This window comes from Chromobacterium sphagni (genome assembly GCF_001855575.1).
Classification (GTDB): Bacteria; Pseudomonadota; Gammaproteobacteria; order Burkholderiales; family Chromobacteriaceae; genus Chromobacterium; species Chromobacterium sphagni.
The window spans coordinates 62112-85149 of sequence record NZ_MKCS01000002.1; the positions used below are offsets into that span (position 1 = coordinate 62112).

The window sequence follows — 23038 nt, forward strand, 5'->3', positions numbered from 1 at the left end:
GACCCTCGCTTCCGGGCTGCTTGCGCTCGTCCAGGAGGGCCGCAAAGGACGGCATGACGCCCTTTATTTCTTGAGGTCTTCTTGCAACTTGCCCACATTGGCCTGGGTCTCGCCAAGGATTTTCTCCTGGCGTCCCCTTTCTTCCAGCTCCTTGTTGCGCACCACCTTCCCGGTAGCTTCCTTGACGGTGCCGGCGACTTCCTTGAGCTTTCCCTTTACCTGATTCTTGTTCATGCTTTTCTCCCGTTGATTGAGTGCGATTGCATACCCGCGCGCCGAGGGCGCGTTCCTGCAATACGCTAGGACAGTAAGCCGTAATCGGGAAAGGGTATGTGCGACAACGCACAGTTACCGGAGAAAAGAGAAAAGGCGCTGACGCATGTGTGCCGCGATCAGCCAAGCTCCAGCCTGCAGCATGATCAAGCCACGGCCAAGGCCAATGGAATCCCATCGGGAGGGCTTGTTCCATGGCGAAGCCGCTTTCAGCGGGATTGGCATCCTGATCGTTTGTTTTTGTTTTTCGCAATATAGGGCAGCAGACGGTCGGTTTCCTTTTTCACCACGGCATAGCATTCGCAGCTCATCTGCTCCAGCCTGGGGCGGTCGAGCACTGTGATATGGCCGCGGTTGTACGCGATCACGCCCAGCTTCTGCAATTTTCCTGCAGCTTCGGTCACGCCTTCCCGGCGAACTCCCAGCATGTTGGCGATCAACTCCTGCGTCATGGTCAGATGGTTGCTGGGCAAGCGGTCCAGCGACAGCAGCAGCCAGCGGCACAATTGCTGGTCAATGGTGTGGTGCCGATTGCAAACCGCCGTTTGGGCCATCTGCGTGATCAGGGCCTGGGTGTAGCGCAGCATCAGTTGCAGCAGCTCGGTGTGTCGATTGACTTCTTCCTTGAAGCGCGTGCCGGACAGGCGATAAGCATGCCCGCAGCTCTGCACGATAGCGCGGCTGGGGGTGCTTTCCCCGCCCATGAACAGCGCCATGCCGACCATGCCCTCGTTGCCCACCACCGCTATTTCCGCCGAGGCGCCGCTTTCCATCACGTACAGCAGGGATACGATGGCATCTGTCGGGAAGTAGACATTGCGCAGGGTGTCGCCCGATTCGTAGATCACCTTGCCAAGCGGCAAGGGCACTTTTTCCATATGCGGGTTCAGCCGGACGAGAGCGTCGCTGGGCAAGGCCGCCAGAATATGGTTCTGCTGCAATGATGCGCGTTCTGGCACGGTGATTTCCATACGGACTCCTTGTGCCGGACTGCATTGGAGCGGCACTGAATATGAGCATCATCTCGGAAGGCTACTGGACATCCAGCCGACTCAGCCGATGGCAGGTTTGTGTCGCCACGCACAGACATGGTTGCGGCTTTGCGTTCAATCTGCCAATGGGCAGAAATGGTTTTGCCAAACCGCAGCTGGAGATAATGTCATGTTTGAAATAATCATCATTTTGCTATTGCTCCTATGGACAGTTGGTATGCTGACCGCTTTCACTATGGGAGGACTTATCCATATCCTTTTGGCGGTGGCGCTGGCCATTTTGCTGGTGCGCTTGATTCAACGCCGCCCAATTTGATTCGGCGGCGGAAAATCAGATTGGCCGGCTTGCGGCAAAGTGATCAAGCTAATCATCAAGGCCAGCGGATAGATCGCCATGGTAACGCGGTAATTCCATGCTGTTTTTCCATAAAGCAGCCAACCAAACCCAAGCAGGGCTGCCGTCGCTAGGCATGCCGGAGTTTTGTCGGTGGTCCGGAGTATTTCCGGCATTACTTGCCGCGCCGGCCTGATCAATGGGGCCGGCGCCTTAATTTCCTGAATCCGTTTGAGCGCAAGCATGGCGGCTCATGGCCGTGAGCTGGAACTGCAGTGCGTGGACGACGCCGATCTTTGCTGAACAATTGATCCCAAAAAGCGGTGGTTACTCCATAGTATCCCGATGGCTCGGCTTGCTGGTGATGCAGCGCATGCCAGAGTTTCCGGCGCCGCCACCAGTTATTTTTCGCATGCCAGTGATGAATTGCATGATGCGTAATCGAATATGCCAGATATCCTGCCATGATTCCGACAGTCAAAGCGCCCGCGCGCCACGCTCCGGCCACTGCCATGGCAGGAAGAAATATCAGCATGACGATCAATGTCAGGCTTATGATGGTTGGCGTGAAGATCAATGCCTGGGGCCGAGTATGGTGCGCCGCATGCCAGCCTTTGAATGGCTGGAAACCATGCAGGACAAAGCGATGCAACAAGTATTCGATCAGGCTCCAGCTAATCAGGCCCATTAAGGGCAGGGCTATCATTTCCAGCCCCGGCACATGCGTCCAGGCGGTGGAAAGCGTCAGCAGCAATAAGGCCAGCAATATGCCATAAATGACATGGTCGGCCATGTAGGCCGCTTTGCCGTGCTCCAGCGCGAAGATTCCCATTCTCTTCCTTTCCAGTCTGGCCCCTAGCTTCATCGCAAGTCTGTATTTCAGTCATTGCGGAACTTTAGCGGTGTTATGTGGAAATTGTCTGTACGGCACCGAACAGAATGAAAATATTTCAACAGCTTGTGGCGAATTTATTGTGCGATGCAAAATATGATTGAATGTATTTCAGCTTGCTCGTTTTTTCAATCATTTTCGTTTTTAAATTTTTGTATTTTTTGGAAAAATCATTTTTTTGAAAGTGATTGGCCGTAGCGTCAGGGATGGGCGGGGCGCGGTACGCACATGGAAATCCAGACCATTTTCGCCCGCGCGGCATCAGGCGGATTTTAATTTTTGTACGCTAGCAAACAGTCGTGATCCGCGATGTTCGGTAATTTGGATATTCCGTATGCGGTGCTAATGGAGCGTCATCTTGCCTATCATCGAGAATCATCTGCTCAGATTGCTGCCCATTGATGACCGGAACCGTCTTTTGTCCCGATGCCAGCAGGTGGAGCTGGTTCCGGCGGAAACCCTTTGTCAGCACGATAGCATCGCGAAGCATGTTTACTTTCCGCAGCGCGGCCTGATTTCTCTGATCGCCCAGGACAGGGACCATCATCAGCTTGAAGTCGGGATGATTGGAGCCGAAGGGGCGTTGGGCGCGCAGCTGGCTTTGAGCGTGCCGATGGAACCCTTGCACGCATTGGTGCAGGCGCCTGGGTCCGCTTGGCGCATCGGCGCGGCGCCTTTTCTGGGCGAACTCTCGCACAGCAAGGCATTGCAGTCGGCATTGCACCATTATCTTTACGTATTGATGACGCAATATGCCACCACTGCGGTATGTCTGCAGTTCCATCTGCTGGATGAGCGTTTGGCGTGCCGGTTGCTGATGCATCAGGATAGGGCACGTTCCGGCAATTTTTATGTCACGCATGAGACGCTCGCGCAAATGCTTGGCGTGCGCCGCGTCAGCATCACAGTGGCTGCCGGAGAACTGCAGCGTAGCGGCTTGATCGAATACCGCCGCGGCTGGCTCACCATACTGGACCGTCCAAGGCTGGAAGCCTGCGCCTGCAGCTGTTATGCCGTCAATAGGCGGATTTACTCCGAGATGCTGGGGGCGGGAGAGGCGCTGCCGATAGGACAGGCCGCCGGACATTGACGATGCCCGGCCATTGGCCGGGCTGCGGGAACAAGGCATGCAAAAGCGGACAGGCGGCAAGGCCTGTCCTTTTGTTCCGCTTAACGCTTGATGCGTGAAATCTTGGTGCCTTCGATGCTGAGGCTGGCCATCAGGCCCTGTTGGTCGAAGATGAAGGCATAGGCATCGCCGCGCAAAGTCGTGGTCGTCAGGTTTTTCGCCTCCCCGGCATCCACCACGACAATGCTGGGGCCGGTGCCGATTTCCCAGCCTTTCGACTGCTTCAGATAGCGCAAAGCCTTGTGATTCATCAGGAAGACCGCATAGCCGAAAGACTCCGCTCCCGCCTGCCATCCCCAGGACCCGGTGACCGAGTTGTAATAGCCATTCGGGCGTCCGCTTTCCAGCAGCACGCCCTCGCCATAAGCGCCGCCGAAGATCAGCCCGGCCTTGATGATTTTGGGAAACACCAGAATGGCGGTTGCCTTTTTCGAGAGATTTTCAGCCAGTGGGCTCTTCTGGTACAGCATTTGCAGGGATTGCGCGGCTCCTTCGTCCAGGTCTTGCGCGGACTCGGCCCGTGCCGGATTACTGGCGAACCCCAGTGCGAGGAGGGTGGCTGCCAGTAACCATGCTTTTTGCCAGCTGCGTAGGGAATGGATCATCGCGGTATACCTTTCAAGTGGATGGGAAACCCATCTTACATGCCATGGCATGAAAGCCTGGAGCCTCCCGTGACGACAAATGGCTGGGTGAATTTCATGGTATAGCTTATCCGGGTACTCCGCGTGGGACGGTTCGCTATCGAACATAACGGGTGGTCTCCGCCGCTTTATCCTTCGCCTATGCTCGCTAGCGAGCAGACTTCGCCGCGCCCGGTCGTCATAGTGGCCATGCTTGTCCGTCCTCCTGCCGCGGTTGTTGAAAGCGGGCGGTTTGACGGGCGTGATGAAGTCGCGTGGCGCGGCAATGGATGCCGTCAGGCCCGCGCTTGCCTGAAGGAGGCTATCTGATGAAAACGTTTCGGGAATATGCGGCAAGCGCCGCCATGGCTGCCATGCTGTGCGGCCTGTGCGGCTGTGCCGGGATGTCGCAGCGCGGGCAGAATACCGCCATCGGCGCCGGCGTGGGCGGCGTAGCCGGCTCGGTGCTCACCGGAGGCAGCGCTCTGGGCACGCTGGGCGGGGCCGCGGTGGGCGGCGTCATCGGGCATGAGATCAAGAAGTGAAGCCATGTTGACGGGCAGCTCGTCTCCAACTGGGCGCTAGCCCGCATTGCAGGCGTCGTCGGCGGATTTCCTGTCCGCCATAGAGCAACCGTTCTTTCAAGCGGGTTCAAGCGTCGCGCGAGCTTGGGCCCTGCCAGTCATGGCCTGGGCAAGTTGCTGCCGCCGGCCGCAGTCCCGGTTCATCAAACCAGGAGCGTGCGACTCCCATCGCATGACCAAGCGCCATGTCGCTTCCTTACGAATCCTTGTTACTGGGCGTATTGCTGATCACGATGGTGCTGGCCGGGACCTTGCTGCCGCGGCTATTGCTCAGCAGTGCCATGATCTATCTCGGGGTGGGTTATGCGCTTGGCCCGGGAGTGCTGGGGGTGGTCGCACCGGATCCCTTTCGGCATGCCGATGCGTTGGAGTGGGTGGCCGAAGTGGCGTTGCTGGTTTCGTTGTTCAGCGTCGGGCTGAAGATGGGGTGCGTGTCCTTGCGGGATCGCCGCTGGGTTTTACCCTTGCGGCTGTCGCTCATCTCCATGACGCTCACGGTTGGGTTCATCGCCGCCGTCGGACATTGGCTATTGGACTTGTCTTTGGGCGCGGCGGTATTGCTGGGTGGAATCCTGGCGCCTACCGATCCGGTGCTGGCCGCCGGGGTGCAGACTGAAAACGGCCCGTTGCCCGACCGGCTGTATTTCAGCCTCTCCGGCGAGGGCGGCTTGAATGACGGCACGGCCTCGCCTTTTGTGATGCTGGGTCTGGGCCTGCTGGGCTGGCGCGAGTTGGGGGCCGGGCAATGGCGCTGGTGGCTGGTGGATGTGCTGTGGTCGATGGGGGGAGGGCTATTGATAGGCGCGGTCTTGGGCAGCCTGATCGGCGGATTCGTCGTCCATTTGCGCACCCGCCATCAGCAGGCGGTGGGTTTGGACGAGTTTCTGTCGCTAGGCCTGGTGGCAATCGCCTACGGGACCGCGCAGCTATGCCTGGCATCGGGTTTTCTGGCGGTGCTGGCCGCCGGCCTGGCATTGCGGCGCGTGCAGGAGCGGCCGCGCGAGGGAACCACGTCGCTCGGGTTGGAGCCTTCGATCGGGCACACTTATGGCGAATTGTCCACGCACTCCCATCATGCGAGCGAGGCAATGTCGCATGCCGTGCTGGGATTCAACGAGCAATTGGAAAAGCTGGCCGAGCTGGCGATTGTTTTGCTGGTCGGCGCCATGCTGCCGTATGCTGCGCCATGGGCAAGCTTGTGGTGCCTGGTTCCAGTGCTGTTTATCCTGTTGCGTCCGCTTTCGGTGTGGCTGGGTTGTTTGGGCGAGCCTATGGATAAGTGCCAGCGGGCGATGATTTCCTGGTTTGGCATTCGCGGCATCGGTTCCGTGTTTTATCTGATGTTCGCGATTGGCCACGGCGTGGCCGGGCAACTGGCGCGGCAATTGCTCACGCTTACGCTGCTGACTGTGGCGGCATCCATTGTGGCGCATGGCATATCGGTCCGGCCATTGATGAGGTGGTATGCCAGGCAGGGACAGCGCTGACCTGCACGGATTGGCATTGAGTCCGGGCGGTTATTTGGATCTTTAGCGCTTCTGTGCGCAGGCGCACATACCGATATGCCCCCGCCGGATTATTTTGCCAAACATCATGCCTCCTGTTTTCCACCGAGCAAGCGGGACGATGGGTTCATGGCCGATACCGACGCGCGGTAGCTGTCTGTTTCCTTGCAGTCTGGCTTTCTTCGGAGAGGAGACCAAACCATGGCTTGGCACAGCGATATCGAACAATGGGCAAACCATATCCGGCAGCGCAATCCCTTCGCGGCAAGACTGGTGTGGGATGGGCGGCAGGTTGACTTCGGCGCTTTCGAGACGCCGTTGGTCACGATGTATGTGCGTGAGGCGTCGGCGCTGCGATATTTGCTTTCTCCCAGCCTGGACGGCCTGGGCGAGGCCTATGTCCGCGGCGTTTTCGATGTCGAAGGCGCGCTGGACGATGTCATCGACTTGGCTTATGCGCTGTCTGGCGGCGGAGAGAACAAGCGCTTCAAGGCGATTGCCGGTTATTTCCGGCACTCCCGCAAGGCGGACAGGCAGGCCATCCAGTATCACTATGATGTGTCGGACGCCTTCTACGCCTTATGGCTGGACCCGGAGATGGTGTATTCCTGCGCTTATTTCGAGACCGGGCTGGAGAGTCTGGAGGAGGCGCAGCTCAAGAAGATCGATCATATCCTGACCAAGCTCAAGCTGGCTCCCGGGCAGTCATTGCTGGATATAGGCTGTGGTTGGGGGGGCTTGGTGATGCGCGCGGCGCAACGGTTTGGCGTACGCTGTCTGGGGATTACCCTTTCCCGGAATCAATATGAGGCGGCCACGCGGAAAGTGCGCGCGGCGGGCCTGCAGGACCGGATCGAGATCAGGCTGCAGGATTATCGGGATGTGAACGAGCAATTCGACCGCATTGCCAGTGTTGGCATGTGTGAACATGTGGGCATCAAAGGCCTGCCGGCCTATTTCAGGCGCATCAACGACATGCTTTACGATGATGGCATGGCGTTGAATCACGGCATTACCATGGTCAACGCCGATAGCCGGGAGGCGCCGTTTGGCGCGGGCAGGTTCATGGAGAAGTATGTGTTTCCCGGCGGAGAGCTGCCGCATGTGGGGGAGGTTTTGCGCACCATGCAGCAGGGCGGGCTCGAAGTGCTGGATGTGGAGAGTCTGCGCCGGCACTACGCAAAAACGTTGGCGGCCTGGTCGCGGAATTTCGAGACAAACAGCGAGGCGATCCGCCTGGAGGTGGGGGAAGAGAAATTCCGGATCTGGCGGGTTTACCTCTCTGGTTGCGCCTATGCGTTCCGGCATGACGTAGTGAGCATTTATCAGGTGCTTTGCCACAAGGCCGGGCGGGATGCCGATAGTCTGGATTGGTCGAGAAGGTATATGTATGCCAAATGATTGATGTCTTGTCTTTTCCCCGACCACGCCCTTGCGGGTAGAGCCGGGGACGTGGATTTTACGGGCCATCCTGCTGGACTTGCTGGATATCCTTGATTTGCATGTAGTTGATGACAACCCGGACTTCCTTGACTGCCAGAGCCAGATCGCTGGCGCGATCTATTTCCGCCTGGGTGCCGACCCGGCCATTCAATATGACTTTGCCGTCATTGGTTTCCACCTGAATCTCGGACGATGTTAATTCCGGGTCATGAAATATGGCGGCCTTGACTTTGCTGGTAATGAACGCATCGCTTACGTAGTTGGCGGCCTCTGTCGAGCTGGCGTCGGCATCGCTGGAAATCGTGATCGGCGCGGAATCATAACTGGCCGCCAGCGAACTGCGCGCCGGGCCTTCCTTTCCATTGGCATAGCCATTGCCGGCAATTGCGCTCAGCGCGATATAGCCAATCAGCCAGGCAATGCTCGTTGTGCATCGGTTGAATGAAATACGCATGATCAACTCCTTTTAATAAGGCAATGCCGCTGCCATTGCAAGGCTGCGCCGAGGCATGGCCTTGAATGGATTGCTTGTGTTGCCTAAAGAGTATCGCGGCTACGCGCGCTGTGATCTGTGCGACAAAACACATATTGCGGACTGTTTCAGTAGAAAATAGCGAAGGATTGGCCCAGCCTGGTTTTGTCGCTGGCCGCTTTTTTTTCAGGCCAGGCTCACTTGGCTGTGCTTGATGGCAGAAGCTGCTCATACTCGGTCTTTATTGCGGAGTAGCATCCACATGCGCGTTCCCCCAGGCTGTTTCTTTTCAGTATGGTGAGATGGCCGCCAAGGTAGCGGATCAAGCCATTGCGTTGCAGGCTCATGACGGCATTGATGACTTCCTGCCGGTTTGCGCCCAGGATGTCGCTGATCAGATCCTCGCTCAGTTCCAGCTCATTTCCCTGCTGGCGATCCAGGCTTGTCAGTATCCAGCGGCATAGCCGCTGTTCAAGCGAGTGGTCGATATTGCATGTCGTGGTTTGCGCCATCTGCGTAATCAGCGCCCGCGTATAACGCAAGAGCAGAAGCATGAACTGGCCGGAATGATTGAGCTCAGCTTTCAGCGCCGAGGAGGTCAGCTTGAAGCCATAGCCTGCGCGTTGCACGACCGCTCTGCCGGGAATGGTTTCGCCGCCCATCGAGAATGAAATCCCGACAATGCCCTCATTGCCGACTACGGCTATCTCCGCGGTGTTGCCATTTTTGATGATGTGAAGCAGGGAAACGATTGCGGTGCAGGGAAAATAGATACAGCTGGACTCTGGGGCCGCTTCGTATAAGGCCTCGCCCGCAGGCATTTCAACCAGATCCAGATGGGGAGCGATGCGATTCCATTCAGCGGAGGGAAGCGCAGCCAAAATACTGTTGCGATGCGATTCGATCAGTGTGGTCATGTTTTCGTTCCAGATGCCTGATAGTTGCTGAAACTATACTTTAGGACAGGGAATCATCGCGGTATGTACGCTAACGCACATTGATTTATTTCAATTGAATTATCTGTATTGATTGATGGGCCTGGATGCGACGGCAATAACATCCGGCAGGGCGTTATGCTGAACGGTAAATATCAGCTGATATATGTAAATTAGCACAACTCATGACTATCGCTATGACACATTTGGGGGCGAATGGTTTCCAGCGTGCTGAGCTTCGTTCGATAGCGCACAGACCATTTTCTGGCCTGACACCACGATATGGCTTCCTACGGCCATTCTGGGAGGAGTACGCCATGAAAACAGATATTCAATTGCAACAGGATGTGATTGCCGAGCTTAGCTGGGACCCTTCGATCAATGCCACGCATGTCGGAGTTTCAGTTAGCGATGGCGTGGTGATGCTGTCGGGACATGTCAGCAGCTATGTCGAAAAATGGAGCGCGGAACGGGCGGCTTTGCGCGTGGCGGGAGTCAAGGCGCTGGCGATTGAAATGGATGTCGAGCTGCCTAATGCCGACAGGCGCGAGGATTCCGATATTTCCCGCTCGGTGGCCAATGTATTGCAGCAAATGACCCAGATGCCTAAAGACGGCGTGCAGGTCATGGTGGAAAATGGCTGGGTTACTTTGTCGGGCGAGGTGGAGTGGGAATATCAGCGGCAGGCGGCTACGCGGATTGTGCGCCATTTGCTGGGCGTTACCGGGGTTAGCGACAATATCGCAATCAAGCCCAAGCTCTTGATGGATGCGGTGAAGGCGGGAGTGGAAAATGCCTTGCGGCGCCGCGCGATAAGCGATATGGACAGCATTTCAGTCTCCATCCACGATGCGGATGTGATCTTGAGCGGGTCCGTGCATAGCTGGTCCGAGCGCGAACTGGCAAACCATGCCGCATGGAGCATGCCTGGCGTGCACCAGGTGATCAATAAGATCAAAGTCCTTATTTGAAACCCGTTCTCCAAACGAGCTTCAAAACAGCCCACTTCCAAAGGAAAAGCCATGGAACATGCCAATCTGGCAGTTTATGTTTATAACACTCATGTCGAAGCGGAGGATGCCATCCGTTTTCTGAGCAAGGCCGGCTTTGACGTGAAAAAGCTGTCGGTAATCGGCAAGGGTTACCATAGCGAGGAGCATCCTGTCGGGTTTTATACCTTGGGCGACAAAATGAAAGCCTGGGGCAGCGTTGGCGCATTCTGGGGTGGCTTGTGGGGCTTGCTGATTGCGCCCGCGGTATTTTTTCTGCCGGGGCTGGGCTTGGTCGCCATGGCTGGCCCGGTGGTTTCGGCGCTGGTCGGCGCGCTGGAGGGCGCGGTTGTCGTGGGTGGATTGTCTGCGCTGGGGGCGGCTTTGACCAAGGTCGGGGTGAGCGCCGAACAGGCAATCAAATATGAAACCGCTCTGAAGGCGGATAAATATGTGCTGGTGGTTCATGGCGGCATGGAAGACGTTGCCAGGGCGCATTCCATTCTGGATGTCTCGTCCGGATGGAAAAGCGCCTGACGTATGCTGGCGCGCTGTCCCTCTGGGCCGGCATGTCCAGGCCGCGGCGGCAAGGGCAGGCGGCTCTGCAGGCTTGAATGCCGCGCCCGGTCTGCCGGACGATCTGGCAGACAGGCTCCATAGCGTTGCAGCGCTTCGTGAGCCCGGTCTTAAAATGTCAATTTTTCAGAATCAACGCTCCTGACGCCGCGGATATCCTTGGCCAGCCCAATGGCGAGCGCCCGCTCCGCCGGCGTGCGCACTTTTCCGCTCAAGGTGACGGCGCCGTCCTGAGTGCTGACTTCGATGTTGTCGTCGAAAATGTCGACGGAGTACAGGAAGGCGGCTTTGACCCGCGAGCTGATCCAGCTGTCGGACAACATGGCGTTGATGCCGCCTTGCGGTTCGGTTTTGTATGCGCCAACAACCGCCGCCCTTCCGTTGGCGAGCAAGCGATTGTCCACCGACACCACGCCGCGGGTGCTGATCGCCAGACCCCCGGCATGACTTCTGGTGGCCGCCGTGTCGACGCTGCCTCTGAGGATCACCCGGCCTTGATTCGTTTCCACGGCAATGGGCAGGCCATCGGTTGTCCGGCTCCAATACAGCTTGGACCTGATCGTGAGGGTGATGGTGGCATCGTCTATTGCCGCTCCGGCATGGGGTGAATGTTTCGCATCGGGTCTGTTCCGGATCACGATGCTGTTTTCCACGATATTGATCCCGTTTACGCCGCGCGCGATATCCAGCGCCAGATCGCGGTTGATATCGTCTTCCGCGCTGCCGGAGATTCTAGCGGCGCCCCGCGATACCGACACCTTGAGCTTGCAGAAGCGCAGATAGGGGCTGGCGGCGTAAGTCGCGGCGATTTGGCTTTCCTGCCGCGCGTCGAGCGCCGCCTGTGAGAGCGGGGCCGCGACGGCGCCTGGGTTTCCTGGCATCAAGGCCAGCAGGATGCCGACGATGGGAAGGCAATGTCTGCAATAGCGTTTCATCGACGTCTACCGGTGGGCAAAGGCGGCGTGTTACGAAGCGCGGTCGCGATGGCGGAGGGCGGCGGAGATGGATAAAGCGACCGCCCATGCAGTCACGGGACGGCCGCTCTGTCGATCTCGCGGTCACTGCGTCAGGCGCTGTTGGCGCCGGTCATGCAACGCTATGTCTGCTTTTGGCGCTCGCCCGGCCAAGCGCAGTTTGGCGCAGGCTCAATACCTTGGCGGCTTGTAGCCGGTGCTGCTTTCATGGGCCGATGTTTCATGCGCTGCCGGCGTCTTGGCGGGATCCTTGGCCGGATCGTAAGCCGGGGTACCCGGCTTGTGCGGCTGCCCTTGATTCGGCGTAGGGGTTTCGCAGCCGGTTTTCGGCGTTTCTACCGCCGGCTTTTGGTCCGGGGTGGCTTGCTTGGGAGCGCCGGGGGCGGCGTTCGATTGGTTGGGCTTGTTCATGGTAAACCTCTGAGGTATCCGGCTCTCCGCGAAGTTGCAGGTAGTCGGTATGCCTACTTTGCCGATTTTGACTATGGGTGTCGGTGCGTTAGCGAGCGGATGCTTGTATCGTTCCCGTTTACCCGCACACCGGCAGGGCGGCGCAATCGGGTCAATCTCCCCAGAGCTCGATACTGTCTATCGAGGGCGCGCTGTTGGGGGCGATGGCATGCGCCGGGACTAGGGTGATGTTGGCGACGCATTCGCCATCGGGGGATATGGCGGGGGCCGGGTGGCCTGGAGTCAATTCAAAACTGACGTCGCGTTGCATGCCGGGTCCGATGCCGTAGAAATTGAACTCGCCAACCATGATTTGGCCAGGCGGTTCGCCGGCTTTCCTGGCCGAGTCCTGCAGGTAGACCCGGTAGGCGCTTTGCGGATCGGCGCCGGCGCGGATGCCGCGCAGATGCAGGGTCATGCGTCTGCTGCCGGAGCTGGCCTTGCAGGCACCGCCACGCCAGGGGAGCGCAATCCTGACAACCGGCGGGCCGATGTCGATAACGCCTCCTACTATTTGGTACTTTCCAAGAAGATGTAGCGTGGATGCGCATCCCAATAGAAACATCATGGCGGGAAGAAGGGGGGCGATGCGCAGCGCTGGACTCATCCTCATCGGCCCCTCCCTGGGCACCGCGCCATGCTGGCGGGCGCGAGTAAAAAGGATCCAGCAGTCAGAGGAGTCCCGGCAAGGCTCCCCTGGCCGTTTCAGGACGCCACCAGCGCGATCTTGTCGATCGACGGCAAGGCGTCGGCATTGCCGGTGCCGGTCGGCACCAGGGTCACCCTGGGAACATCGGTATTGCTTTGCGCCAGCAAGGCGCGGGTTTCCGCGCTGAGCAGGAAGCTGAAAGCCTTCTTGTCGGGATTGTTGCCTTCGCCGCCTGTCGCGTCATCATGCTGGTGCGTGCCGGCCGCGCTGAAGAAGTTGATCTGTCCGACAAAGGCGGGGCCGCGCGTGTCCTGGCTTGGCGCATCGTTGGCATGCACATAGACGTTGTATACGCCATTGACCACGCCATGGGCCGAAAGTCCTTCCAGGCGCAGAAACAGGTTGGCCTGCTTCTTCAGGCTGCGCAGCTTGGCGGAAAACAGCTGGTTGCGTTGCGTCGCTTCGGCGGCGGGCGCGGGATTGGCCAGGTCTACCGTGACGGGCGCGTTGCCCAGCCGGACGGGAGCGGATTTCTCCGTCGCGACGTTTTCCATCTGCAAGGCGAACTGGGGCGACAGCAGAACCGGCATCCGCTTGGGGAACGGCAGGCTACCCGCCGGACGCTGCGCGTAGTGATCGTATGCGGTTTTGGGTACCGCCAGGAAGTCTTTCACCGTGCCAACGACTGCGCCGCCGGTGGGGCCGGCGAAGACGAATTGAGTGTTGAGGAAGGCCGGGTCGGCTGGGTTTTTGCCGCCGGCGAAATTCCAGCTGGCCCAGATGCGGTCGATGTTGCAGTGGTGCAGCCAGAATATCGGATCATTCGCCGCCCAGGGAACCGAGGCCATGCCGACATTATTGCCGACATCCACGTGCAGCGCGCCGTGCGGGTTCATGTCCAGGTTGGCGCAGAAGCCGGCGTCTCCGCCCGAGGTTCCGGAGTACAGGTTCGACTTCATGGCGTTCAGGTTCAGGTCGGCGCCGCCCGGTCCCTGGGTGATGTTCTGTCCGGCGTTGGTCTGGGGCCAACGGCTGGCGCGGTACAGCGAGTTCCATACCGGATCGCCCTGCTTTCTGAAGTCTACCGGCAGTATCTGTTGCACGGGATCGGTGTAATCCCAGTAGGGCAGCGTGAAATTGGGCTTGCTCGACACTTGCCGGATGATCTCCTCGAAGTAGCCGATGAACATCCGATGCCACGGCAGGAAAAAGTCTTCGCGTTGGCCGCTGCTGTGCGCCTGGCAGGTGTCCCACACCTTGGTGGCCAGGACCTTGTTAGGGTCGTTCACCGGGTAGACCCGGGCCAGTTCCTGTTGCTTTGTCTTGTCGGCGCGAACGAAGTGGGTGTACCACTGGAATATCCAGTTCAGCGGGTTGCCCTCTGGGTACTGCGCCGGATCCATCATCTTCTTCACCGCGCTGGCATAAATCGCCAGCATGGCTTGGCCTTCGGCGCTGGCAACGCTGTAGCGGGTATGCAGCTGGCGTCGGGGGATAAGCAGTGGTTTGGCCGATACGGGCAGCGCAAGGCTGCCGAATACAATAGCGCCTCCCAGTAGCAGCTGACGACGATTGAATTCGGACATATTTCCTCCTGGACGGGTATATGGTTTTGTCTGAACAGGTCTTGCAGCGCTCCCGCTTGTAGCCAACCAATGCAATGCTCAAAAAAGTGTTTTGCAGGGCATTTTCAGGATCGGCGATAAATGGCAATGGAGAGACAGACCAAACTTTTATGCGTTGTTGGCGACTCTCTCCCGATGAGCGACCAGATAACTGAAATGGCAACCAGCCAGTCATAGTGGTGGCATCAGTTTTTTGTGGTTTCTAGGATGGATGTTCAATTGTTTATTTGTTTGTCCATCCTTATTTTGATTAGATGTATTGTGGGTGGGTTGCAATCCGGATTATTACCTACTTTTGATGAAATCAGGCAGTAACGGCTTGGTTGGTCCGGATGGCGGTTTGGGGGCGTGGTTTGTTATCGTTGCGCCATATTTCAGCTTCGGTTTAAAAGAATTTGCATGGCGGCTATTTGTAAATCAACCCGCGGGATGCAATGAGATGCGCAGGTTTTGTCTGATGTTGCAATTGACCCTTGTCCCGTTCATATTGTTTTTCCAGTTTTTAGATCAAGGCGCAAGCCAATGCCGCGCGATTTGAATTGTGTCTGGAGTTTTTGAATAGGCGGAATGCAGGAATCCTGGTGGATCCCTTGCTGGGGGCCTCAGGTTGAATGCAAGGCAGGCATGAGCGTCTATATATTAAAAACCCCTAGCTTTTGGCTAGAGATTCTTTCACGCGAGCCTTCTGTTCTTCACCGGGGTGGTCGTGCGTGCCGCATTCGGCCTGGCTGGCGCCCGTCGACGTCATCCTGCCGTCGAGCGTTGTAAAGCCAGCAAGCCAAGCAGTGCAAGAACGGAGGGCCGGGCGGCCAGCCGGCGGTAGCGCTCCGCCCAGGCGATTCCGGTTGCGCCGAGCATGATCGCGGCGCCGTGGCCGGTGAGGGAGGCAAGCAGCATCAGCGCCCAGCAGCTGCGGATGCAGGCGGCGGCGTGCTGCATGCCGTAGAGCAGGCAGTCCCGGTCAGCTTGCCAACCGCTTGGCGCCAATGCGCGCGTCTGGTGGCATTCGGCCAGCGCGCGGGCTTTGCAAGGGGTGAGTTGCCATATCATCGCGGTCATAAAGCCCAGGATCGCAACCGAGCCTGCGGCGGCTTGAGAGGCCGCCGCACCAGATAGGCCCTGCAGGACAATCGCCGCGGCAAGCCAGCAGCCCAGATAGCCGGCCAGAAACCCGCCAATCGCGCGATGGCGGCGGCGCCACAGGCTGAGAAACGCAGCTTGCCGAATGCTGGCGGCAGCCAGCGGCATCATCATCGCCAGCGTCATGCCAATCCATGCCGATATCCGCGCCGGGTCGCCGAGATTCAGCACCGCCTGCCATGGCGCCAAAGGCGCGGCCACCCGGCAAAGCGCGCCCGGCCACGGCGGGGAGCGGGGGGAGAGCCAGACCAGCCACGCCGCTGCGCTGATTGTCAGCGACCACCATTCGGGGTGGCGTTGGAACCAGGGCAGCTCACGCCGCCAAAAGCGCCGATGACGGTCGAGCCGCGGGACGCCGACAAGGCCGCCGCCGATTGCTATGCGCTGTTTCGCCGCCGTTTTCCACGTAGCCATCGCCGCACCCGCTCATTCGTAATACAGGCTCACCCTGCCGATTTTCACTTCCGCCGCGCGAGTCTGCTGGCGTCTGGGCACGAAAGTCACGCGCAGGTCTTTTGGGTTCCATCCGGTTTGATGCTCAAGCTTTGCGATCAGGTCGGTAACTTTGTAGACATAGTGCAAACCAGTGCCGGCATGGCCGCGTCCGGGTTTTGACGCTTTTTCCAGCCCGAACAAAGGCAGAAGCCCGGCGCACAGCTCCTCATGTTGCTGTGGGTCGCTTTCATTGGGCGAGTGCAGATAGACTTCATAGCCAACCGGCATCCCGCTGCCGGTGATTTTTTCAAGGCGCAGATAAGCCTGCCGCGCTTTGCCTGCGGCTTGCGCCTGCAGCGCCGGGCCGGTTGGCGCTTCAATCGACAGGCTGACGGTGGTATTGGAGGCGGACAAGGGAAAAGACTTCCCGGTGGCAGCCACCATTTCCGATTGTTGTGCGATCGACATGGTCTTATCCCCCAGTGGCTAGCGTAGTCTTGTCCGCTGCGGCGGCCGGCGTCTCTCCGGTTCTGTCGTATTGATAATGCCAGGGGCTGGCGATGGTATCGACGACATCCTGCGGAGAATAGGTAACCGGTTGGCCGGCGGCATTGTGGAAAAAGAATTTCACTCCGGTCAGCCAGGATGGATCGGTTGGGTTGCTGTTGCCCTGATGGCGCCAGACCTCCCACAGCCGGTCGATATTGGCGTGGTGCAGCCAGAAGATGGGATCGAGCGCGGCGGTGTCGGGGTCGCCCATCAATCCGCCGATATCGCTGTGGATCACGTCGTGCGGCACCATTTCAAGCTGGCCCTGATCGTTGTCGCCCGAGTGGTTGAAGCCCCTTGACGGCCCGCCAAACCCCGAATCGCCCCCCGGTGTGGAACGCCCGGTGAAAATCTTGTGTTTGAGGCTGTTCAGACTCACCGCCTTGGAGTCGAGGAAGGCGGCGCCGTCGTTGCCCTGATCCCGCTCCACCCGCAACGGATTCTTCTCTGGCACGCCAAACTCGGCGGCGGTGAAGGCGGCGGGAAGTTTTCTGGCGTTGGGATTGGTGGCGTCGCTGTAATCCCAATAGGGCAAGGCCCAATCTTGCGGGCCGCCCAGCTTGGCGACGGTGGCCGCAACGATCTGTTCGAATATCCCGAGGAACATGCGATGCCAGGGCAGGAACAGCCAAGTGGCGTGCTGGCATTGTCCCCATGCTTTTTGCTGATCGGCATTGAAGGATGACGGATCGGCGTTCGTGCCATGCACGGCAGCCTGGTATTCCCAGCTGGTCGTATTGCTGAGGGGGCGCTGCCGCATGGCGTCGACGGCCCGGGCGTACCATAGCAGCGTCGGGTCATCGGCCGCCAGCCGCCATGCATCCTTGCGCACCCGGATCGGGCTGCCAGTGGTGTTTGCCATCGCGGACTCTCCTTTGCGGACTCAAGTTTGTCGACATGCTTGCTGCAGACATGTGAAGCAAGAACGCCGGGTAGCCAAGATAAAACAAACATGATGCGCCTAAGTTGGGTATTAGAGCATGCCGCGGAGATTGCAAAACTATTATGTGGTTTTATCTGCGCCTATTGAGAGTGTTTCTTTTCCACAATTCAGATTCAAGTCGAATCTGGATGCGATGGCAATGGTTTTTCAATCGCGGTTGGTGTATTTTTGCCAGCAGATACTTTAATTTTTGTGTGCGGTGGCGCACAGACAAACGCCATATCGTGAAATTATTTTCCCCATTACCTGATGGTTTGCCATTTGGTGCCACAGGACTAACGGGAGCAATGGCGATGAGCGAGTTTACTCAACATATTCAAGCCGGGACTGCCAGCCAGGTGATGCCCCGCGCGCAGGCTGATCAAGATGGATCTTCCGGACAGGAAATGACCTATCCGGATACTTACGAGCCAGGAAACGATGAGCCAGAGTATCTGCTGGTTCAATATGTCGGCACGAGCTGGTTGGGCGATAGGCTGAAAGCCGACGAGGCTGATCCCGAGTTTGGCGGGCCTCTGGACAATTTGATGGAATTGGATTTTGACGATTGATCTGCATATTGCGGCTTCGCGAGTTTCTATACAGTAAAATTTCAATGTGGAGGTCGCACAGGCTATTCTTGTGCCGTTATTGACTCTTTGCCTAGCGCGGCTTGTCATTTTACGCTGTCAGCCTCAAAGGATAATGCTGCGGAAGTTCGGACAGCCAAGATAAGAGGGGAGGCTGGGTCGGGGATGCTCGCGTTGCTTTAACCCTTATTGGGCGAATTGTCGCAAAACAAACAGCCAGGCAAGCCGCAAGGCCTGCCTGGCTGTTGTTTGCCTACAAGATATGGCTGATCCGGCTCCAGCTTTACAGCATCTTGCTGAAGCGGGGGCTTTGTTGCACAACCCCGTGTTCGTAAGGGCTTGGTCAGCTAGCCGTATGATCAAGCCCGCTTCGAAACAGTAACGAACCACCAACTGGAAAGCCTACAACCAAGCCCTGACCCAGCGTGGCCCTTGTCCATCTGGCTGGACACGAGCATGGCATGGCAGGCAAGACCGCAGGCGAAGCGAGGCCGGGCACAGACCTACAGCGATGCGGCCATTCCATTCTGTTTGACCATCAAGAACCTGTTCGGCCTGGTGTTGCGACAGACCATCGGTTTCATCCAAAGCCTGTTCAAGCTGACGGGCCTGGGCTGAACCGTCCCGGACTTACAGTGCACGGCGTCGGCATCAGCTGACGCTGCAGGTCAAGATTCCCTATCAGAAACGCTTAGGCGCGCTGCATCTGCTGGTCGATAGCACTGGCATCAAAATGCCGGGCAAAGGCGAATGGAAAACTAAAAAGCATGGTGCCGAATACCGCCGGCAATCGCGCAAGGTTCATCTGGGCATCGATGCGGAAACCCTGCCAATCCGGACCATTAAAGGTGACGGACAATCGCCAGGTCGATGCGCCAATGTTGCCTTCGTTGTTGGTGGAGATCCCACCAGATGAGTCGATAGCCTGAGCGGGCAAGGAGGCTCACTGGGCGCGCCGGCTCGAAACGAGATTCTGCGCGCCACCAAGCGACTTGGCCGGTTGGCTGGGCGACCTGGAAACGCTGGAGCGGCTACCATCGCCGCAGCTTGGTGGAGACCAAGATGCACGGCTTCAAACTGTTAGGCGAAAGGGTGATGGCCTGACGCTTCGATGGCCAGGTGACTGCATGCGGCCATCTTGAACCGCTTCAACATGCTGGGCCTTCCGTGCACGGTGGCGGTGGCATAGGCCTGCCGGAGGAAAGGGGAAACTCACTCTGCTCCGGACTTATGCAACAGAGCCCCGGTTACACAAAAATTCGGACACCTTCATTTCTGGACGAAAAAAAGCCCGCGCTTAAGCGCGGGCCAATGATGAAAGAGGACCAGACTGGCGGTGGCGGATTAGAAATCCAGCTCCGCCGGGGCTTTGGCCTTGCTGTCCTGGGCCGCCTCAGCCACGGTGGCGTCGGTGGTCAGGATCAGGCTGGCGATGGAGGCCGCGTTTTGCAGCGCTGTGCGCGTCACCTTGGTCGGGTCGATCACACCCATTTCCACCAGGTCGCCGAACTGGCCGCTGGCAGCGTTGTAGCCGTGGCTGCCTTTGCCCTCCAGCACCTTGTTGACGATGACCGACGGCTCGTCGCCGGCGTTGGCGGCGATGGTGCGCAGCGGCGCCTCCAGCGCGCGCAGCACGATCTGGATGCCGGCGTCCTGATCGGCGTTGTCGCCCTTCAGCTCGCCGATGTGGGAGCGGGCGCGCAGCAGAGCGACGCCGCCGCCGGCGACGATGCCTTCCTCCACCGCGGCGCGGGTGGCGTGCAGCGCGTCGTCCACGCGGTCTTTCTTCTCTTTCATTTCGACTTCGGTGGCCGCGCCGATGCGGATCACCGCCACGCCACCGGATAGCTTGGCCACCCGTTCCTGGAGTTTTTCGCGATCATAGTCGCTAGTAGCCGCATCGATCTGCGCCCGGATGGTCTGTACGCGCGCGTCGATCTTGGCCTTGTCGCCGGCGCCGTCGATGACGGTGGTGTTTTCCTTGCCGATTTCCACGCGCTTGGCGCTGCCTAGTTCGGCCAGGCCGGCTTTTTCCAGAGTGAGGCCGGTTTCCTCGGAAATGACGGTGCCGCCGGTGAGGATGGCGATGTCTTCCAGCATGGCCTTGCGGCGATCACCGAAGCCCGGGGCCTTAACGGCGGCCACCTTCAGGATGCCGCGCATGCTGTTCACCACCAGGGTGGCCAGCGCTTCGCCTTCCACGTCTTCGGCGATGATCATCAGCGGTTTGCCGGCCTTGGCCACTTGCTCCAGCACTGGCAGTAGATCGCGGATATTGCTGATCTTCTTGTCGTAGAGCAGCACCAGCGGGTCTTCCAGCACGGCGGTCTGCTTTTCCGGATCGGTGATGAAGTAGGGCGACAGGTAGCCGCGGTCGAACTGCATGCCCTCGACGACGGCCAGCTCGTTGTCCAGCGACTTGCCGTCCTCGACGGTGATTACGCCTTCCTTGCCCACCTTGTCCATCGCGTCGGCAATGATCTTGCCGATGTCCTCGTCCGAGTTGGCGGACAGCGCGGCCACCTGGGCGGTTTCCTTGCTGTTGGTCACCGGTTTGGACAGCGCTTGCAGCTCTTTGATTACGGCATGGACCGCCTTGTCGATGCCGCGCTTCAGGTCCATCGGATTCATGCCGGAGGCGACGTACTTCATGCCTTCCTGCACGATGGCCTGCGCCAGCACGGTGGCGGTGGTGGTGCCGTCGCCCGCCACGTCGGCGGTCTTGGACGCCACTTCCTTCACCATCTGCGCGCCCATGTTCTCGAACGGGTCTTTCAGTTCGATTTCCTTGGCGACCGACACGCCGTCCTTGGTGATGTGGGGCGCGCCGAAGCTGCGCGCCAGCAGCACGTTGCGGCCTTTCGGGCCCAGGGTGACTTTCACGGCATTAGCCAGCACATTGACGCCGTTGACTATGCGTTCACGGGCGTTGTCGTGGAAGCGGACTTCTTTCGCAGCCATGGTTTAACTCCTGTGATAAATGGGGAAAATCAAGCAGCCTTGCGGCTGGGCTCGGATGCGCCTTCGATCACGCCGAAGATGTCCTCTTCGCGCAGCACCAGGTATTCCTGGTCGTCAAGCTTGACGGTCTGGCCGCCGTATTTGCCGAACAGCACCAAGTCGCCTACCTGTACTTGCATCGGCAGCAAGGTGCCGTCAGGCAAGCGTTTGCCGGGACCGACCGCGATGACTTCGCCTTGCTCGGGCTTTTCCGCGGCGCTATCGGGAATGACGATGCCGGATGCTGTCTGGCGGACCTTTTCGACCCGCTTGACGATAATCCGGTCGTGCAGAGGACGGATTTGCATATCAATCTCCTGTGCGATTCAGATCGTTGGGAACGGTAGGTAAGACCGGCTGGCCGCAGGCGCGAAAATGCCCGCGCTTGCCGGTCACACTCAGCCAGGGAGGCTGACGAATGACGAAATAAGGGCGGGCAAAAAACTTTTCAAGAGGTTTTTTTCAGAAAAATGCGACTAAAAAATGACGCGCTCAACGTAGCCGAAACGGTATTCGGTCCGGGCCGCCTTGCCGCCGCGGCAGGCGCGTGGCGCGAGCGGGCAAGGGGGCTGGCGCAGTCCCGTCTCGCCCAGCGTGTCGTCTTCGGCCAGTTCGCGCCACAGTCCGCCATGCACCGGCCTGAACTGCCAGGAAACATAGCCGCGGTGGGCCGCCAGCCGCATCAGTTCCAGGCCGTCGGGCGCTTCGGCCACTACGCTTTCCTGGCCGTCGATCGCCGGCAAATCGCCAAAAGCCTGGCGGCAGGCCAGCTCCTCGCCGGCGGCGGCGCCCATGGTGTTGCAGCCGCGCCGCTCGTCGCGCAGCAGGCTCCAGGCGCCCAGCTGCCAGGCCGCGTCCAGAATCTCTTCCTCCAGCAGCGACAGCGCGCTCCATCTGCGCGTCAGCTGCAAGACCGACGCCGGCACTTGCCGCAGCGAGGTTTGGCCCGTCGGCGCGCGGCCGGCGGCGGCTTTGCGGAACCCATGCCAATGCAGCATCAACAATAGCGGGGTATCGGGAAAGGGAACGGCGCTGAGGCTGACCGCGAACAGCGGCAGGCGCATATGGCGGATCTGGGTGGACAAGGTATCGAACAACTCCATGGCGACACTCCATGACGATGGATGGGAAGACATGCTTAAACGATAAAAACAATGCCGGCGCGAGGCAAGTGCATACCTTGCAGTTATGACCAGACGTTTATTTCCATCCCTGCAGCCATTGGCTTTTGTCGCGCAGCGACTGCCACGGCACAACTTGCTGACGTCTGGTATATACCGCCTCCAGCGTTACCGTCTCGACCGGGCCATCGGGCGCGGGCCGTCCCAGTTTCACCACCAAGAAGTGCTTCTCCTGGTTTCGCGGGCTGGCGGCGGTCCATTTGCTCAGCAGCAATTTTTCCGGATTGAGCCGCCTAGTTGTCGCCACGGTCCTGCCTCACCCAGATCAGCTTGTCCGCCGGCACGCCCAGCCTGGCAGCCACCGACAACAGGGCGGGCTTGGCGTCGGCGGCGGGCTGTTTGTCGCGCGACAGCAGCCACAGATAGTCCTTGTCCGGTCCCACCACCACCGCCCAGCGGTAGCCGGGGTCCAGCGCTGCCACATGGTAGCCGCCGTAGAACGGGCCGAAGAACGACACTTTCAGCGAGGCGACATCCGCGGGGCCGTTGAACCAGGCCTTGCCGACTGCTTCGCGCCAGCTGGAAGTGGTGGCGTCAAAGCCGCGGTTGACCACGCGGATGCTGCCGTCGGCGTTGCGACTATAGTCGGCGCTCACCGCCTGCAGGCCGCGTTCGAAGCGGTGGTCCAGGCGGGCTATTTCATACCAGCGGCCCTGGTAGCGTTCCAGTTGAAAACCCTGTACCGGAGCGATCTCGGGCGGCGGCGCGGTGTCGCAGCCGGTCAGCGGCAACAAGGCGAGGGCGAAGAGGGCGAGCGGTATTTTCAGCATGGTGGT

At 59.1% G+C, this 23038-nt stretch carries 26 protein-coding genes and 1 pseudogene; 9 read left to right on the forward strand and 18 right to left on the reverse strand.

Features of this window, described 5'->3' with window-relative positions:
- Positions 1-63 precede the first annotated feature (63 nt).
- Both BI347_RS16040 and BI347_RS16045 read right to left on the reverse strand, forming a co-directional pair.
- Complete coding sequence (locus tag BI347_RS16040) at positions 64-234, reverse strand: CsbD family protein (protein WP_071113394.1); 171 nt, start codon at positions 232-234, stop codon at positions 64-66.
- Between the two features lie 248 nt (positions 235-482).
- Positions 483-1244: a Crp/Fnr family transcriptional regulator gene (locus BI347_RS16045; protein ID WP_071116465.1), complete on the reverse strand. Its 762-nt coding sequence runs from the start codon at positions 1242-1244 to the stop codon at positions 483-485.
- A gap of 190 nt (positions 1245-1434) precedes the next feature.
- Between BI347_RS16045 and BI347_RS23675 the strand changes: the two genes are divergently transcribed.
- The gene (locus tag BI347_RS23675; RefSeq protein WP_139167248.1) at positions 1435-1581 is read left to right on the forward strand and encodes a lmo0937 family membrane protein; all 147 of its coding nucleotides are present in this window, start codon (positions 1435-1437) and stop codon (positions 1579-1581) included.
- 214 nt (positions 1582-1795) lie between these two features.
- Here BI347_RS23675 and BI347_RS16050 read toward each other — a convergent pair whose 3' ends face one another.
- Positions 1796-2431, reverse strand: a complete 636-nt coding sequence (locus BI347_RS16050; RefSeq protein ID WP_071116466.1) for a sterol desaturase family protein — start codon at positions 2429-2431, stop codon at positions 1796-1798.
- A gap of 418 nt (positions 2432-2849) precedes the next feature.
- On the opposite strand from BI347_RS16050, the gene BI347_RS16055 reads away from it, so the two are divergent.
- Positions 2850-3581, forward strand: a complete 732-nt coding sequence (locus tag BI347_RS16055; RefSeq protein ID WP_101686149.1) for a Crp/Fnr family transcriptional regulator — start codon at positions 2850-2852, stop codon at positions 3579-3581.
- A gap of 80 nt (positions 3582-3661) precedes the next feature.
- Here BI347_RS16055 and BI347_RS16060 read toward each other — a convergent pair whose 3' ends face one another.
- Positions 3662-4225, reverse strand: a complete 564-nt coding sequence (locus tag BI347_RS16060) for a lipid-binding SYLF domain-containing protein (protein WP_071113790.1) — start codon at positions 4223-4225, stop codon at positions 3662-3664.
- A gap of 347 nt (positions 4226-4572) precedes the next feature.
- Here BI347_RS16060 and BI347_RS16065 point away from each other — a divergent pair, with 347 nt between their 5' ends.
- From BI347_RS16065 to BI347_RS16075, 3 genes are all read left to right on the forward strand, one after another.
- Entirely contained in the window at positions 4573-4788 is a 216-nt protein-coding gene (locus BI347_RS16065; protein ID WP_071113791.1) for a glycine zipper 2TM domain-containing protein, read from the forward strand.
- A 224-nt stretch (positions 4789-5012) separates the two neighbouring features.
- Positions 5013-6314, forward strand: a complete 1302-nt coding sequence (locus BI347_RS16070; protein ID WP_071116467.1) for a cation:proton antiporter — start codon at positions 5013-5015, stop codon at positions 6312-6314.
- Positions 6315-6533: 219 nt separating this feature from the next.
- Entirely contained in the window at positions 6534-7733 is a 1200-nt protein-coding gene (locus BI347_RS16075; protein WP_071113793.1) for an SAM-dependent methyltransferase, read from the forward strand.
- 58 nt (positions 7734-7791) lie between these two features.
- On the opposite strand, the gene BI347_RS16080 is transcribed toward BI347_RS16075, so the two are convergent.
- Entirely contained in the window at positions 7792-8229 is a 438-nt protein-coding gene (locus tag BI347_RS16080; RefSeq protein WP_083338989.1) for a BON domain-containing protein, read from the reverse strand.
- Between the two features lie 215 nt (positions 8230-8444).
- Positions 8445-9164: a Crp/Fnr family transcriptional regulator gene (locus tag BI347_RS16085; protein WP_071113794.1), complete on the reverse strand. Its 720-nt coding sequence runs from the start codon at positions 9162-9164 to the stop codon at positions 8445-8447.
- 335 nt (positions 9165-9499) lie between these two features.
- Here BI347_RS16085 and BI347_RS16090 point away from each other — a divergent pair, with 335 nt between their 5' ends.
- Together BI347_RS16090 and BI347_RS16095 are read left to right on the forward strand one after the other, a co-directional pair.
- Positions 9500-10153 carry a BON domain-containing protein gene (locus BI347_RS16090; protein ID WP_071113795.1) on the forward strand — a complete coding sequence of 218 codons (654 nt, stop codon included), beginning with the start codon at positions 9500-9502 and terminating at the stop codon, positions 10151-10153.
- A gap of 51 nt (positions 10154-10204) precedes the next feature.
- Positions 10205-10708, forward strand: coding sequence for a DUF1269 domain-containing protein (locus BI347_RS16095; protein WP_071113796.1), 504 nt, complete (start codon positions 10205-10207; stop codon positions 10706-10708).
- Between the two features lie 149 nt (positions 10709-10857).
- On the opposite strand, the gene BI347_RS16100 is transcribed toward BI347_RS16095, so the two are convergent.
- The 7 genes from BI347_RS16100 to BI347_RS16135 form a co-directional block, all read right to left on the reverse strand.
- Positions 10858-11682 (reverse strand): BON domain-containing protein, encoded by an 825-nt coding sequence (locus tag BI347_RS16100; protein WP_071116468.1) that lies wholly within the window; start codon positions 11680-11682, stop codon positions 10858-10860.
- A 210-nt stretch (positions 11683-11892) separates the two neighbouring features.
- Positions 11893-12132, reverse strand: coding sequence for a hypothetical protein (locus tag BI347_RS16105; protein ID WP_071116469.1), 240 nt, complete (start codon positions 12130-12132; stop codon positions 11893-11895).
- 151 nt (positions 12133-12283) lie between these two features.
- A complete protein-coding gene (locus BI347_RS16110; RefSeq protein WP_071116470.1) occupies positions 12284-12589 on the reverse strand; it encodes a hypothetical protein in 306 nt (101 codons plus the stop codon).
- A gap of 287 nt (positions 12590-12876) precedes the next feature.
- Positions 12877-14406 carry a tyrosinase family protein gene (locus BI347_RS16115; RefSeq protein ID WP_071116471.1) on the reverse strand — a complete coding sequence of 510 codons (1530 nt, stop codon included), beginning with the start codon at positions 14404-14406 and terminating at the stop codon, positions 12877-12879.
- A gap of 783 nt (positions 14407-15189) precedes the next feature.
- A complete protein-coding gene (locus BI347_RS22995; RefSeq protein WP_083338990.1) occupies positions 15190-15999 on the reverse strand; it encodes a copper chaperone in 810 nt (269 codons plus the stop codon).
- 12 nt (positions 16000-16011) lie between these two features.
- Positions 16012-16488, reverse strand: coding sequence for a DUF7868 domain-containing protein (locus BI347_RS16130; RefSeq protein ID WP_071116473.1), 477 nt, complete (start codon positions 16486-16488; stop codon positions 16012-16014).
- Between the two features lie 4 nt (positions 16489-16492).
- Positions 16493-17431 carry a tyrosinase family protein gene (locus BI347_RS16135; protein WP_071116474.1) on the reverse strand — a complete coding sequence of 313 codons (939 nt, stop codon included), beginning with the start codon at positions 17429-17431 and terminating at the stop codon, positions 16493-16495.
- Between the two features lie 143 nt (positions 17432-17574).
- Between BI347_RS16135 and BI347_RS23685 the strand changes: the two genes are divergently transcribed.
- Both BI347_RS23685 and BI347_RS24845 read left to right on the forward strand, forming a co-directional pair.
- Positions 17575-18063 (forward strand): hypothetical protein, encoded by a 489-nt coding sequence (locus BI347_RS23685; RefSeq protein ID WP_139167249.1) that lies wholly within the window; start codon positions 17575-17577, stop codon positions 18061-18063.
- Positions 18064-18496: 433 nt separating this feature from the next.
- Positions 18497-19270 (forward strand): annotated as a pseudogene (locus BI347_RS24845) (IS5 family transposase).
- Positions 19271-19425: 155 nt separating this feature from the next.
- Here the strand turns inward: BI347_RS24845 and groL are convergent.
- From groL to BI347_RS16170, 5 genes are all read right to left on the reverse strand, one after another.
- Positions 19426-21042: a chaperonin GroEL gene (gene groL / locus BI347_RS16150; RefSeq protein WP_071116476.1), complete on the reverse strand. Its 1617-nt coding sequence runs from the start codon at positions 21040-21042 to the stop codon at positions 19426-19428.
- Between the two features lie 29 nt (positions 21043-21071).
- Positions 21072-21389 carry a co-chaperone GroES gene (locus tag BI347_RS16155; protein WP_071113805.1) on the reverse strand — a complete coding sequence of 106 codons (318 nt, stop codon included), beginning with the start codon at positions 21387-21389 and terminating at the stop codon, positions 21072-21074.
- Between the two features lie 168 nt (positions 21390-21557).
- On the reverse strand, positions 21558-22184 hold the full coding sequence (locus tag BI347_RS16160; protein WP_071116477.1) for a diguanylate cyclase: 627 nt from the start codon (positions 22182-22184) through the stop codon (positions 21558-21560).
- A 97-nt stretch (positions 22185-22281) separates the two neighbouring features.
- Positions 22282-22509: a TIGR02450 family Trp-rich protein gene (locus BI347_RS16165; RefSeq protein WP_071113807.1), complete on the reverse strand. Its 228-nt coding sequence runs from the start codon at positions 22507-22509 to the stop codon at positions 22282-22284.
- Positions 22496-23032 carry a lipocalin family protein gene (locus tag BI347_RS16170; protein ID WP_071116478.1) on the reverse strand — a complete coding sequence of 179 codons (537 nt, stop codon included), beginning with the start codon at positions 23030-23032 and terminating at the stop codon, positions 22496-22498. The genes BI347_RS16165 and BI347_RS16170 overlap by 14 nt, the downstream gene beginning before the upstream one ends.
- Positions 23033-23038 lie beyond the last annotated feature (6 nt).

Excerpts from the sequence above, each read along its gene's own strand:
- BI347_RS16040 (WP_071113394.1), bottom strand. The coding sequence starts at position 234 with ATGAACAAGAATCAGGTAAAGGGAAAGCTCAAGGAAGTCGCCGGCACC.
- BI347_RS16045 (WP_071116465.1), bottom strand. The coding sequence starts at position 1,244 with ATGGAAATCACCGTGCCAGAACGCGCATCATTGCAGCAGAACCATATT.
- BI347_RS23675 (WP_139167248.1), top strand. The coding sequence starts at position 1,435 with ATGTTTGAAATAATCATCATTTTGCTATTGCTCCTATGGACAGTTGGT.
- BI347_RS16050 (WP_071116466.1), bottom strand. The coding sequence starts at position 2,431 with ATGGGAATCTTCGCGCTGGAGCACGGCAAAGCGGCCTACATGGCCGAC.
- BI347_RS16060 (WP_071113790.1), bottom strand. The coding sequence starts at position 4,225 with ATGATCCATTCCCTACGCAGCTGGCAAAAAGCATGGTTACTGGCAGCC.
- BI347_RS16065 (WP_071113791.1), top strand. The coding sequence starts at position 4,573 with ATGAAAACGTTTCGGGAATATGCGGCAAGCGCCGCCATGGCTGCCATG.
- BI347_RS16070 (WP_071116467.1), top strand. The coding sequence starts at position 5,013 with ATGTCGCTTCCTTACGAATCCTTGTTACTGGGCGTATTGCTGATCACG.
- BI347_RS16075 (WP_071113793.1), top strand. The coding sequence starts at position 6,534 with ATGGCTTGGCACAGCGATATCGAACAATGGGCAAACCATATCCGGCAG.
- BI347_RS16080 (WP_083338989.1), bottom strand. The coding sequence starts at position 8,229 with ATGCGTATTTCATTCAACCGATGCACAACGAGCATTGCCTGGCTGATT.
- BI347_RS16085 (WP_071113794.1), bottom strand. The coding sequence starts at position 9,164 with ATGACCACACTGATCGAATCGCATCGCAACAGTATTTTGGCTGCGCTT.
- BI347_RS16090 (WP_071113795.1), top strand. The coding sequence starts at position 9,500 with ATGAAAACAGATATTCAATTGCAACAGGATGTGATTGCCGAGCTTAGC.
- BI347_RS16095 (WP_071113796.1), top strand. The coding sequence starts at position 10,205 with ATGGAACATGCCAATCTGGCAGTTTATGTTTATAACACTCATGTCGAA.
- BI347_RS16100 (WP_071116468.1), bottom strand. The coding sequence starts at position 11,682 with ATGAAACGCTATTGCAGACATTGCCTTCCCATCGTCGGCATCCTGCTG.
- BI347_RS16105 (WP_071116469.1), bottom strand. The coding sequence starts at position 12,132 with ATGAACAAGCCCAACCAATCGAACGCCGCCCCCGGCGCTCCCAAGCAA.
- BI347_RS16110 (WP_071116470.1), bottom strand. The coding sequence starts at position 12,589 with ATGACCCTGCATCTGCGCGGCATCCGCGCCGGCGCCGATCCGCAAAGC.
- BI347_RS16115 (WP_071116471.1), bottom strand. The coding sequence starts at position 14,406 with ATGTCCGAATTCAATCGTCGTCAGCTGCTACTGGGAGGCGCTATTGTA.
- BI347_RS22995 (WP_083338990.1), bottom strand. The coding sequence starts at position 15,999 with ATGGCTACGTGGAAAACGGCGGCGAAACAGCGCATAGCAATCGGCGGC.
- BI347_RS16130 (WP_071116473.1), bottom strand. The coding sequence starts at position 16,488 with ATGTCGATCGCACAACAATCGGAAATGGTGGCTGCCACCGGGAAGTCT.
- BI347_RS16135 (WP_071116474.1), bottom strand. The coding sequence starts at position 17,431 with ATGGCAAACACCACTGGCAGCCCGATCCGGGTGCGCAAGGATGCATGG.
- BI347_RS23685 (WP_139167249.1), top strand. The coding sequence starts at position 17,575 with ATGTGGTTTTATCTGCGCCTATTGAGAGTGTTTCTTTTCCACAATTCA.
- groL (WP_071116476.1), bottom strand. The coding sequence starts at position 21,042 with ATGGCTGCGAAAGAAGTCCGCTTCCACGACAACGCCCGTGAACGCATA.
- BI347_RS16155 (WP_071113805.1), bottom strand. The coding sequence starts at position 21,389 with ATGCAAATCCGTCCTCTGCACGACCGGATTATCGTCAAGCGGGTCGAA.
- BI347_RS16160 (WP_071116477.1), bottom strand. The coding sequence starts at position 22,184 with ATGGAGTTGTTCGATACCTTGTCCACCCAGATCCGCCATATGCGCCTG.
- BI347_RS16170 (WP_071116478.1), bottom strand. The coding sequence starts at position 23,032 with ATGCTGAAAATACCGCTCGCCCTCTTCGCCCTCGCCTTGTTGCCGCTG.